The organism is Kitasatospora sp. NPDC001119 (assembly GCF_053598475.1).
The window spans coordinates 53848-65841 of record NZ_JBSFKI010000030.1 but is presented as its reverse complement, the minus strand read 5'-3'; the positions used below and the strand labels follow the sequence as shown (position 1 = coordinate 65841).

Genomic DNA, 11994 nt, shown 5'->3' with positions numbered 1-11994 from the left:
CAGGAGTCCACCCGTCCCCGTCAGCCATAGGATGACGGGGACGGCGGGGCGCGCGCCGTGGCCGGAAAGGGGTCGGGCTGATGGGGACCATCGCCGAGGAGTACTTCGGCTTCATGCAGCCCCAGCACGGCTGCCTCGTCGCCGGCCGGCGCACCGAACAGCTGCTTCAGGTCGACGTGGTCGGGTACGTCCGCCAGTACCGGACGCCCTGCGGCGCCTGGCGCTGGGAAGGCCAGGCGCCGCCGCGGTGGCACCGCGACGGCGCCATGGTCTCCTACCGCACCTCCCAGGACGGCTTCGCCACCCCGTCGGCGGTCGCAAAGTGGGTCACCGCCCAACCGTCCGCGGAGGCTTGAGCCGGTGGCCAGTCGCAGCAGCGCGATCCGCTCGTTCGTCTTCCGGCTGTCCAAGATCCACCAGTGTGGCATGGACACGGACTACCACGACCACCGACGGAAGTGGGAGATCCGGTGGTACGACGGGCCGACCGAGGCCACAGTGCGCGCCGCCGTCGAGCGGCAGCTGCCGGAGTACAAGGAGATCATCTGCACCGACCGGAGTTTCTCCGAGGAGGCGATCGTCCTCGCGGCGATCCGGTGCTTCGTCTCCGGAGAGGACAAGCGGTGGCTCGACCTGCGCTACGCTGCGCAGCGCTCGCTGGAAGATGTGGCGTACCCGATGCGCACCGCGAGCGCGCGGGAGAGCGCCATGGTGGAGCGGGTACTGGAGGAGTCCGCTCAGGAGCGCGGTCGGGGCCGGGGCCGGGATGCCACCTACGCGCTGGAGCTCCTGAAGGAGCGCCGGGGAATCGGCTGGCTCCTCGCCCCGCCCGTCCCCGCCCAGGACAGCCGTCAGCCAGAGACTGACGCCCCCGTGTCGGCCGCCTTGGAACCGACTCCGGTCGAGTTGCTGACCGCCCGCTACGCCCGGGGCGACCTCGGCGAGGCCTGGCGGCAGCGCGCCGCGCCCATGCCGGCGGCGGAGGCCTTCGCCGCCGCGCTCGTGGACGAGGAGATCGACAAGGAGGCCGCGCTCGCCGCGCTCGCGCTCGTTATGGAGCTGCAAGCCGTCCTGGACGCGAACACCGCCACCCTGATGGCCAAGGCGCGAGGCGCCGGCGGCTCCTGGGACGACGTTGGCCAGGCGCTGGGCGGGATCACCAAGCAGTCCGCCGCGAAGAAGTACCAGGTGCTCACCCGCTCAACCGAGAAGCCGTCAGCCGCAGGCTGACGCTCCCTGCCGCCGTGGCGTCGTGTCGAAGGGCAGTGGCCCGGGCAACGCCGTCAGTCTACGGCTGACGGACTGCGCAGGGCGGGCCCCCGGCGCCGCCCCGGCGCAGCACGTCCGCGCCGAAGGTGTTCCTGCCGGGGCCCGGGGCGTTGCGTCGCATACCGTGTTCACCCGCACGGGTGACCTGTGCCTGTCCGACCGGAGGTCGTCGGCAGGCTCCCGCAGAGCGCAGCGGTTGCGGCAGGAAGGCCCACAGATCAAACCGACTTCGGGCGGTTCGGCGCATGGCTTCGGCACCTCTAAGCTCGGCCTCATGACAGCAGAGACAGCGCTGATAGACGCGTCCATGCCTTCCTCCGGTCCCTGTGGGGGTGAGACGACATCCAGGTCGAGGTGGGTGCCGTCCGCGCAGTAGACCTCGACGCGGAAGAAGAACCGGTTGTCGGCGAGGTCTTGCATGCGCCCGTCGCCATGCCGGTTGTACGCCTCGCCGATCGCATGGAGCGCCTGCGCGAGGCCCCTGCAGGCCAGGGAAGGGATGTTGCGGAAGGCGACCGGACGGACTTCCGAACGTCCGCTGATGGCCCAGTCGTTGGGCAGGTCACGGACGTAGATGACGATGCCGGCCGAGCCGGTGGAGATCCGGTGCGCGACGGCGTCCGCAGCGGGCCGTGCCGTTCCTCCAGGGCGACCAGCCGACTGCGGGCGGCCTCGCACAGACCATCCGGCACCCGGTCGTCCTCGGCAACCGCGCGCACCTTCTCCGCGCGCGCCCTCAGCTTCTCGTCCATGGCCACTCTTCTCGCAGTGGGCCTCCAGGATGCCGCACAGCAGGGACATCGCCGGGGCGCCATCGGCATCACAGCAGTTCGCACCCGAGGGTCGCTACCTGGTGGCAATCCAGAGAACCGCAGGTCAGCTAATTGATTGCATGCGAAGAGTCATGACTAATGCCCTCAAGTTTTGAAGCCCCGTCAATTGGCTATAGAATCGGCCGCGTCACTGCCATTCGAGGGGGCATCCCCTCGACCCTTCCCGATGATCTTGGGTTCTCTCCGGACCCGGGGGCTCGGGCGTAGCCATATACGCCCACCCATCAAGGAAGGGGAGCAGCGTTCCATGACTGGACAACCGAAGGACCCGAACGCCGGCCGCGAGCTGGAGCAGGAGAAGCCGGACGACCAGCGGGAACGCCGCGTGCAGATGGTGGGCGCGATCGTCATCGAGGCACTCAAGTTGGCGGCGGAGATTTTCCGCCGGCTCTGAGTACGGCTGTGCGGCCCGGGTTGCGCCCCGGGCCGCACAGGTGATGGTGATACGCCGCACTGCGCGCGGTCCGCGGCCGCCCGGTTGCTTCCACTGTGAGGAGCCGGGCGGCTTCACCATGCCTCCGGAGGAATCAATCTCCGGAAGTCAATCTTTAGGTCCTAATCGAAAACAGCCCCGGAGGCCTAATAACGGACTCCGAACTATCGACTAACGCATTCGATTTGATTTTCCATCCTCAACCGTTATCGAGGCCTGGAAAGTCGGATCCATCAGTCTTTCGATGACCTAAGTCTCAATCTACCACGGCGTGGAAAAGGATTGAGGTCTTCGGTAGTCAGCTGGAGGGCCCCTGAAACGTCCTCTGCGCGAGGCATCTATGCGTTCGTTGGACCGTCTCACGTGAGACGGTCCAACGTCGGGGCTCCGTCGAGGGCCCGTGGGACCAATTGGTCCCACGGAGGCTGCTCACCGTGACAGCCAGGCGAGCCGCCGGCCGCCGTCCCGTCCTCGTCGCCGGAAGGACCACCTAGGAACGTTCCCAGCAGCGAACCTCCGCCTGACCAAGACCCCTCCTACTCACGTGAGGAGGCCTTGCCGCCGCCCTCGGCCGGGGCCGGCCGTCACCTACAAACGTTGGTAGGTGCTCGGGCGGAGCGAGCGGGCCTCTATACCCCCGCCTGACCTTCCGTCGCGCGTTAACGATCGTTAGCCTCGTATATCTGGCAATATACGAGGCAACTGCTGTGAGAAGCTTCCTCCGTCAGCAGCCCGTGCGCGCAGGAGAGCCGAGTTGAGTACCGAACCCACACCCGGCGCGCCCGCTGGGCCCGCCACCCACGGATCCGCACAGCTCGGACGGCAGTGGCACCACCTCCACGGCGGGCAGGCATGAGCGACGAACTCGACGTCGTGGAAGCCGAGTTCGTCGACAGCGACGACCAGAGACTGCCCGCCGCCCGCTCCGGCGGGCACGGGATCGACATCGGCGGCTTCGACCGTGACACCGTGCTGGTCGCAGGCCGGCCGCTGCCGGCCGCGTTCACCGCGCCCGAGTACGCGGCCGGGGACTTCGTCATCAGCGAGGAGATCGCGCAGCTCCTCGGCGAGTCGACGGTGCCCAACACCGAGCGCAACCGCCAGGCCCGGATCCGGGTGTTCCAACGCTGGTGCGCCGAGCGCGGACGGGTCGCACTGCCGTGCACCACGGCGACGCTGATCGAGTACGTCGGGTGGATGATCCTCAGCGACGTCTACGACCCCAACACGGTCTCCGACTACCACAGCACCGTGGTCACCTGGCAGGAGCGGGAGACCCCCGGGAACACCCGGCCCGGGACCATCCAGACCAGCAGGATGATCGCCGCCTTCCGCAGGAAGTGGTCCGCGACCAAGACCGAGAGGCAGTCGCCCGCGATCCTGGAGGCCGACCTGGAGGAGATGATCGCCGACTGCGACCGGGACCACCGCCAGGGCATCGGCCGACGCGACGCCGCCATGCTCACGATGGGCTGGCACCTGCTCAGCCGCCGCATCGAGCTCGCCCACCTGGTACCCGTGCACGCCGAACTGCACCCCGACGGCATCGCCGTCCGCCTCGTCGCCCGCAAGACCCGCAAGGACGGCTCGGTGTTCGAAGCCTGGATCCCGGCCCGCGACGACGCCCCGCACCTGTGCCCGGCACGCCGCCTGCGCGCCTGGCTGGAGTACGCCCGCACCGTCCGCATGCCGCTCGACCAGGCCCTCTTCCGCGCGCTCGACAAGGCCGGCCGGCTCCAGGTCCGGCTCACCCCGCAGACCCGGCCGAAGCACCGGGACGGGCTGCCGAAGGCGGACCACGAGATCGCCGTCGAGGAGTGGGTGGAGCTCTCCTACCTGTCCGGCGACGCCGTCAACACCATCGTCAAGTCCCGTGCCCGGAAGGCGTATCAGCATGTGGCCGACCTCTCGGAACAGCAGCGCGTCGAGTCCGGCTACAACGCGCTCCTGCACGAGGCCACCGCCAAGGCCGTCACCGCACACGGCCTCCGGGCCGGCGGGGCCTCCGCGCTGCGCGAGGCCGACGTTCCCGAGGACCAGATCGCCGAAATGGGTGACTGGCGCAAGGACTCCGCCGCGATGCGCCGCTACTTCCGCCGGATCCGGGTCCGGAAGCAGAACCCCTGGGCGGCCGCCCGCACCGGCCGACTGGAGGGGCGGACCGCACCACCTCTGTAGCCCGGCTGACCGCCCCCGGTGGGAAGGCGACAGGGGAGGGACAGGCGAGCGGAGGGGCAGGGGACTGGCTCCCGCCCCAGGCGACGTCGGCGGGGAGGAGACCGAATCCGTAGGCGGCGGCCGCTCCTTCCCTCAGCGTGCGACGGCGCTCGTCAGCTCGACGAGCCGCCCCCGCCCAGGAACGGGGCGATGGTCGCAGCCACCGCGGCCGACCGGAGGTACGGCGCCACCTTGTGGAAGTCGAACGGGGCGATGCTGTCGACCAGGTCGAGGTCCACGGTGGGGAAGCGTCGTTTCAGCGGTCGGGGGATCGCGACGATGTCGCCGTGGTCGCAGAGGTTGACCCAACGGCGGACCCCTCCCGGTCGCTGCCCGGTGCCGTCGACAGGCGTCGGTGACAGCCGGTCGAAGACCCCGTGGGGAAGCCCCAGCGGCGAGCCGAGGGTCAGGAGGAGGTCGACCTCGAGCTCGGGGTGCGCGTGGAGGGCCTCGTAGGCGACCACGCTGCCGAGCGAGTGGGCGATCACGACCCGTGCCCCTGCCGACGCGATGACGGCGGCCACCTCGTCGCGGGCGGCGATACGGGTGGCATCGTCCCGTTGCCCGAGGTAGAGGGCGACGTCCCGGAAGAACAGGCCGATGAAGGCCCGGGTCAGCCGGCCGTCGAGGCTGAGGCGCTCGGCGATGACCGACACGAGCTGCCGCAGAGGCACGGCCAGACGTCCCTGCGCCGTGACCGCCGGCAGCCCCAGGCCCAGGGACTCGTCCAACGATTCCGCCCAGTCCGTGATCCCGGTGACCGCCTCCGGATGCTCGCGCACAAGCTGTTCGAGAGCGTCCGCCGCCCCTTGCGCGACTGGCCGGTCGCGGTGCAGGTGGTGGGCGTAGTAGGCGTAGGTCAGTGATATCCGGTCGGGGGCGACGCCGAGTCCGGCGGCGAGGTCCCCGGTCCAGAGCGTCGAGCGGGCGGCGACGACGTCCACGGGGGAGTGGCCGGCCGCGTAGTGCCCGACGCCGTGCACTCCGACGATGGCGGTCATGCGGTCCTCGTTTCTTGTGCCGGGGCCGTCCAGGGCCGCAGGGGGAACAGGTGATCGGTCGGCTCCAGGCGGACGATGTCCGGGCCCACACCTGCGAAGACGGTGCCGTCCTCGGCCACGGCGATGGCGAACACGGTGTCGGGGAACCAGAAGACATCGCGTTGCCGACCGGTCGTCAGGTCCCACAGTCGCATCGAACGGTCCATGCCGCCGGTGAGGACGTGTGCTCGGCCCTGGAACGTGACCGGTACGACGGTGAAGACCGCGCGGGTGTGTCCGACGAGGTCGACCTGCGAGGTGCCGTCGAACGCCGTCAGGCGGAGCCCTCCCGCGTGGTCCCCGCTGATGGCGTGGAGCTGCCCGTCGAGTTCGACCGTGGCCACCGCCCAGACGGCAGTGGGGTGCCGGGTGAGCTCGCGTCCTCCGGACGAACCTCGCAGCGGTGCCGATCGGACGACACCCGAGCGGTACCCGGCGACGATGTGGCCGGCCGAGGCGGCCATGCAGGCCACGTCTCCGGGCAGGTCCAGCTCGCGTTCGCCGGTGGGTGCGCTCGGCCAGTCTCCGTGGCCATGGGGCCAGGCGGCCAGGTAGTCCACACGATCGAGGCTGTAGAGCTTGACGGTCGGGCCCGCGCACGCGATGTGGGGCACGCCGTCGATCACAACCGAGACGATGGCGTCGGTACCGGGCAGGGAACCGTCGACCCGTCCCTCGAGCGTCTCCTCCGCGACGCTCGTGTCCCACAGCGCGAAGTCCTCCCTGGCGCAGGAGGCGACGATCCGCGGGTGCTCTCCGTCCTCCAGCAGTGCGACGCCGGTCGCCTCGTCCGATATCAGGTGGCCGTCGTGATCAACGCGGAGGGAGACCTGCCGCCTCTCCCCGGTCTCGGTGTCCCACAACGCCAAGGTCCCGTCGGCGCCGCACGAGACCAGTCGGCTTCCCGGCAGGGCCAGCAGCGCGGTGACGGTGTGGACGTGCCCGGAATACCGCTGCTGGGTCGTCTCGACCGTCAAGTCCCAGATCCGGACGGTACCGCCCTCGCTCGCGGTGAGGAGTCGCGTGCCGTCGGGGTCGGGAGCCACCGCTACACGAGTGATCTTCGTGGTGTGACTGGCGACCTGACGCGCGCGCCACGGCTCACGCGTCTCGATCAGTCGGGCGGTTCCGTCCGCGCTCGCGCTGACGACGAAGGCGGAGCCCTCCAAGGGGACACGGGCAAGGTCCGTGATGGCATCGGCGTGCGCTTCGTCCAGGAGCTCGTACCCGATCAGGACCATGCCGTCACTGTCACCCGAAACCGGTTCGAGATCGGATCCGCGCTCGATGTACCGCACTCGCGTCGGCCGTTCCGGCACGGTGAGCAGCAGGTCCTCGTCTCCCAGTTCCTCACCGTGCACCGTGAGCACCGAAAGCCAATCGTCGTAGCAGACGGCGACGCAGTCGCCCCGTCCGGGGACCACGACATGGGAGAGCTGCCACACATCACCGCTGATGGGGGGCGCGTGGAGTGATTGCATCCGGATGTCGGACAGCAGGTCCCCCGAGGACGGGCGCCAGAAGCGGATGACCTTGTCCCTCCCCGCGGTGGCAAACGCCGGCGCCCCGCCGTAGGGCATGGCCACCATCGACCGGATCGGACCCGTGTGGGCCTGCCGCGTCCAGAGGCGACGTCCCGTCGTCAGGTCCCAGCCCCTCAGGACTCCGTCCTCACATCCCGTCACCGCGATGTGCGCGCCATCCGCCTCCACAACCGCGACGCAGTTCACCGGCGAGCCGTGACCGGCCAGTTCGTGTGTCGTCTCGGCCGAGTCCAGGTCCCACAGGCGCGCCGTACCGTCCCGTCCGGCCGTCAGGGCATGGGGCCGCTCCTGGATCACGAGCGTCGTCATGTCCGAGATCTCGCCGCGATGCCCGGTGAGCGTCCTCAGCAGGCCGGGGTGCAGATCGCGTCCGGCCGTCCAACGGATCCTCCACGCCGTGTCCCGTGACAGCTCGGAACTCAGCTGCCACTGCTGGTGCCGGGCCGCGTCGATGGCGAGAACGGTCCGCCGCTGGTCGGGCGGCCCGTCGTAGTGGGCTCCGTAGGACGTCAGATAGACGGCAGCGCGCGAGCTCCGTTCACCGTGGTACAGCTCGTTCACCAGCGGGGCCGGATCCGCGTGGACGAGGAATTCGGCGTCTTCGAGCAGCTCGTCGAGCCTGCCGGCGGAGGCGCTGTGACGGGCGGCATGGCTCAGCAGGTACGGCACGGCGGTCGACCAGCGGCCCTGCCGGGCACCGGCCGGCCGTACCGTGGCCACGAGCCGCTCCCAGACCGTCGCCGCGTCAAGACCGGGCCGGCCGCGCAGTTCGTCGGCGAGCCCCTGGTGGAAGAGGCGGTATACCGGCGTTCCTTCACGGTCGACGTTCCGGCGCACGTAGAAGCGCGCGATCTGAAGGAGTTCCGCCGCGTCCGCCCGCTCGTCGCTCCCTCCAGCCGACGCGATGTCCGCGACACGGACCAGCAGTTCCTCAGGCATCCCGTCGCCTTCGGCCCACGCCAACGCGGCCAGGAGTTCGCGAAGTCCGGGCCGGGCGAGGACCTCCAGGTCGAGGTCGAGGACCGCACCGAGGGTACGGGGGACGTCCCGGCCCAAGGCCTCGGCTTCGGCCACGTCGACCGGGGGCGCGGCCTGGTCCCGCAGCAGGCGGAGGTAGAGGCCGGCGACGAGGAACTCGCCGTACTCCCGTGTGCCGGTGAGCAGCGTGTCCGCCATCGCCCTGCCGAGGCTCTCCGCCGCGGACAGGGAACACCACGCGGGCTCGTCCGCCATGGGGCGCAGCACGCGGCTGACGAAGTTCACGAGGTCCTTGCGCAACCGGGCCGGGGGGACATGGTCCAGGTCGATCGGATCGCAGTACCGGGCGGTGACCTCGAAGAGGTGCCGAAGGCTCTCCTCGCGACGGGTGGCGATCAGCACCCGGCACAGCGGCTTCATGTCCGCGCGTTCGATCGACAGCAGGGGCAGCAGCAGGGCGGTGACGAGGTCAGCGGGATTCTCGGCCTCATCCACGGCGTCCACGATCAGGTGGGGCGGTTCGGCTCTGGTGCGCAACGCGGCCACCAGCCGGTCCGTGGTCCACGTGGTCGTGGGGTCTGCTGGTTCCAGGTTCCACTGGGCTGCGAGGGAGGAAAGGATCCTGGCGACGGTCCGCCGTCGCGCGTGGACGACGGCAAGCCCTTCGACGGCGTCGGGAAGGTCGCCGGCCGACGGTCTCCACAACCACTCCGTGGCCTCGCGCAGCAGGGGATGCGCGGTGCAGGCGAGGATGCCGACCAGCGTGGACTTGCCCGCCCCGGGCGCCCCTGTGACGATCCGTACCGGGGCGCCCTCACCCTCCGCCCATGCCGTGAGTTCGCGCAGCTCGGCACTTCGGCCGGTGAAGGTCGACAGACCGCTCTCGGCGGCGGCGCCGTTGCCTCCATGCGCCCGCCCCACGAAATGGCGAGCGTCGGCCACCTCGTCGAGGAAGGCGAAAACCGCCGGGTCGACGCCGGCGCGGCCGCGCGGACCGCCGGGCTCGTAGCGCGGGTTGGGGAAGAACCGGAGGTGGGACAGGTCGGTACCGAGCGCGACGAGCGGGCGCTCCACGGCTTGGGAGTAGGAACCCGCACCCTGGTCCTCGACGTGGAGGGCCACTTCGCGGCAGAGGCGGTCGATCGGTATGTGCTCGTGCGACTCGTCGAGTTTCAGGGCGCCTGACGCGAAGCCCCGGAGGACTTCGTCGATCGCCAGGCTCAAGCGGCCGTCGTAGGCCGACTGGTCGGACTGACAGGCCGCCAGCACCCATACCCGCCGATGTTCCGGCCGGACCAGCGACCGCAGGTGCTCGGTCACCACCGTGCCGGAGTGGCAGAGGTCGAGCACGAGCAGGACGGCGGGCTCGCTGTCCCCTCCCGTCGTCAGATTCTCGGCCAGGTCTACCCAGCGGGAGAGTGCCTCGGTGAGCTCACCGTCACCTCCGACGACCTGAAGCCCGTGACTGTTGCGGGTGGGCGCCCCGTGCCCGAGCAGGTGGATGACGATGAAGTCGGCCCCACTCTTGACCGCTGCCGTCAGTGCGTCACTGAGCGCGGCCGCGGTGAACGCGGGATCCGGGTCGGGCTCCAGGAGGACGTAGGAGTACTGCTTGCCCAGGACCTCGCGCAACCGTTGCGCGTAGGGAGCCGCGTAGGCGAGCGGCGGCCAGTTCGGAGGCGACTCGTCCGTGAGGCTCGCGGCCGCGCCTCCCACGCCGACCACCAGCGCATGACGGCGCACTTCCGATCCCCGTTCTCGGCTGTTCTGGTGTGATGTTCGGATCCGACCTGACCCGATCCGGAGAGACTACGCCGTTCGGGCCGGTCTCGTGACAGGCTGCTGGCACCGGTTCGCCTTCGGCTACACGCCGTGTCCTGCGGCGGAGGCCTTCAGGGGTCGGGATCGGAACCATGCCCAGTCGTAGCTTGTGGAGCCGCTGGGCGCTGGTTTCGGCCGGGCCGTTCAGCCTGCCGCCGCCGGACCACGCTGGCTCGTCATGGAAGCCACCCCCGCGCGTGCGGGGCCGACTGCGATATGGGATTCGAGACCGCCTGTGAGTGGGAGCCATCCCCGCACGTGCGGGGCCGACCCGCCCACGGCTTCCTGCCGGAGATCCTGCGGGGAGCCATCCCCGCGCGTGCGGGGCCGATAGATCCTTCCAACAGGCGCCGCCCCGTGGGTGGGAGCCATCCCCGCGCGTGCGGGGCCGACGTAGACGGCAGCCTCCTCCAGGGTGAGGAGGTGGAGCCATCCCCGCGCGTGCGGGGCCGACGTAGACGGCAGCCTCCTCCAGGGTGAGGAGGTGGAGCCATCCCCGCGCGTGCGGGGCCGACACTTTCTGACCTGCTGTGATTTGGCTCAGAGTACGCCAGTTAATTCAGTTCGAGTCCACAGCCCCGTCTACGCGGGGACCAACCTGACGCTCCGTTCTCTCAACCAAGCAAGGCTGCTTCCTCGGTTGGCCGACCCTTGGCACATCGCTCCGCCACGTCACCCGCACGGGGGAGCACCTCGAGCAGCGGGATCACAGGATCACCGTCGCGCGTCCCGCGCTGCTCCGAGGTGGCGCAGTCGGCTGGGCACCACCGACGTTCACCCTGCCCAGTTCGGGCCCGGAGCCGGCCGTCACCCGGTGGCCGGCTCCGGGCGGGACTCACCATGCCACGACAGTCGGCCTGCGTCGCGAAAGCCGGCACGCGCACGACGCCCTCCCATGCGAATGACCAGTGCTCACAAATTCCCCCCTCCGTCAAACATGCATCACCGCAGGTGGAAACCCTGGAGATTGGACGCCATCTCAGGGAAGAAGGACGGTTCTCCGGAAGTCCGGCCACCGCGATCCAACCCTTTTGTGCTCCATGACACGCGGGTCGTGTCAGGCTCCGGGCTGATCATCTGGAATGCTGTTCCCTGTCCGCCGACCACGGCTTTGAGCGGCGGGCATCCGCAGTACCGGGCAGTCGGCCCGGGAAGCCCACGGAGAGAACGGAACATCATGAAGCCATCCGTGCTTGTCGTGTCCACCGACCCCCAGGGGTCCGCCGTCGTCTGGGCCGAGCGGGTGGGTGACAACCTGCCCTTCGACTTCATGGCTGCACACGACCACGCCGAGCAGCTGATCCACCTGAAGAACACCGGCGCGAAGATCCACGTCATCGCCAACCAGAAGGGCGGCGTGGGCAAGACCACCACCACGGTCAACCTCGCGGCGTGCACCTTCGACGTCCTCGGTGAGAAGGACGAGTACCAGCACATCTTCATCGACACGCCGGGCACCCTGGCGGACGAGGAGATCCTGCGCAGGGCGCTGGAGATCGCGGACGACGTCCTGGTCCCGATGATCACCGAGCCGCTGTGCTTCGACCCGACGGCCCGGACGATCCAGAAGGTCATCGAGCCCATGGACATCCCCTTCCGGATCGTCGTCAACAACTGGGACCCCCGGGACGGCCGCGCCGACCTGGAGGACACCGAGGCGTACATCACGGCGAAGGGGTGGCCCCGCGCCAAGACCGTCCTGCGCCGGTACAAGATCCACTCGCGGGCGGTGGCCGAGGGAACGGTCGTCACCCAGTACAAGGAGAGCGGCACCGCCTACCGGGCCCGCGAGGACTTCTTCCGTCTGTCCCTCGAGCTCGGTTACGGGGGCCGCTGATGGCAGGCCGTCGTGTTTCCTT

General features: G+C 69.7%; 7 protein-coding genes and 1 CRISPR repeat array. Of the genes, 5 read left to right on the top strand and 2 right to left on the bottom strand.

Features of this window, described 5'->3' with window-relative positions; all coding sequences use genetic code 11:
* Positions 1-80: 80 nt before the first annotated feature.
* From ACWDD9_RS31345 to ACWDD9_RS31330, 4 genes are all read left to right on the top strand, one after another.
* Positions 81-356, top strand: coding sequence for a hypothetical protein (locus tag ACWDD9_RS31345; protein WP_449813436.1), 276 nt, complete (start codon positions 81-83; stop codon positions 354-356).
* A gap of 4 nt (positions 357-360) precedes the next feature.
* Entirely contained in the window at positions 361-1230 is an 870-nt protein-coding gene (locus tag ACWDD9_RS31340) for a hypothetical protein (protein WP_449813435.1), read from the top strand.
* Between the two features lie 1119 nt (positions 1231-2349).
* Complete coding sequence (locus tag ACWDD9_RS31335; protein ID WP_449813434.1) at positions 2350-2496, top strand: hypothetical protein; 147 nt, start codon at positions 2350-2352, stop codon at positions 2494-2496.
* 891 nt (positions 2497-3387) lie between these two features.
* Entirely contained in the window at positions 3388-4713 is a 1326-nt protein-coding gene (locus tag ACWDD9_RS31330) for a hypothetical protein (RefSeq protein ID WP_449813433.1), read from the top strand.
* Between the two features lie 152 nt (positions 4714-4865).
* Here ACWDD9_RS31330 and ACWDD9_RS31325 read toward each other — a convergent pair whose 3' ends face one another.
* Together ACWDD9_RS31325 and ACWDD9_RS31320 are read right to left on the bottom strand one after the other, a co-directional pair.
* On the bottom strand, positions 4866-5753 hold the full coding sequence (locus ACWDD9_RS31325; RefSeq protein ID WP_449813432.1) for a serine peptidase: 888 nt from the start codon (positions 5751-5753) through the stop codon (positions 4866-4868).
* Positions 5750-10057, bottom strand: a complete 4308-nt coding sequence (locus ACWDD9_RS31320; RefSeq protein WP_449813431.1) for a hypothetical protein — start codon at positions 10055-10057, stop codon at positions 5750-5752. The genes ACWDD9_RS31325 and ACWDD9_RS31320 overlap by 4 nt, the downstream gene beginning before the upstream one ends.
* Before the next feature lie 258 nt (positions 10058-10315).
* Positions 10316-10649: a CRISPR direct-repeat array (repeat unit 29 nt; unit sequence GGGAGCCATCCCCGCGCGTGCGGGGCCGA).
* A gap of 684 nt (positions 10650-11333) precedes the next feature.
* Between ACWDD9_RS31320 and ACWDD9_RS31315 the strand changes: the two genes are divergently transcribed.
* Positions 11334-11972, top strand: coding sequence for a ParA family protein (locus ACWDD9_RS31315; RefSeq protein ID WP_375876880.1), 639 nt, complete (start codon positions 11334-11336; stop codon positions 11970-11972).
* The last annotated feature ends 22 nt before the right edge of the window (positions 11973-11994 follow it).

What these genes read in the sequence shown, in the direction of transcription:
- ACWDD9_RS31345 (WP_449813436.1), top strand. Translation starts at nt 81, where the DNA reads ATGGGGACCATCGCCGAGGAGTACTTCGGCTTCATGCAGCCCCAGCAC.
- ACWDD9_RS31335 (WP_449813434.1), top strand. Translation starts at nt 2,350, where the DNA reads ATGACTGGACAACCGAAGGACCCGAACGCCGGCCGCGAGCTGGAGCAG.
- ACWDD9_RS31330 (WP_449813433.1), top strand. Translation starts at nt 3,388, where the DNA reads ATGAGCGACGAACTCGACGTCGTGGAAGCCGAGTTCGTCGACAGCGAC.
- ACWDD9_RS31325 (WP_449813432.1), bottom strand. Translation starts at nt 5,753, where the DNA reads ATGACCGCCATCGTCGGAGTGCACGGCGTCGGGCACTACGCGGCCGGC.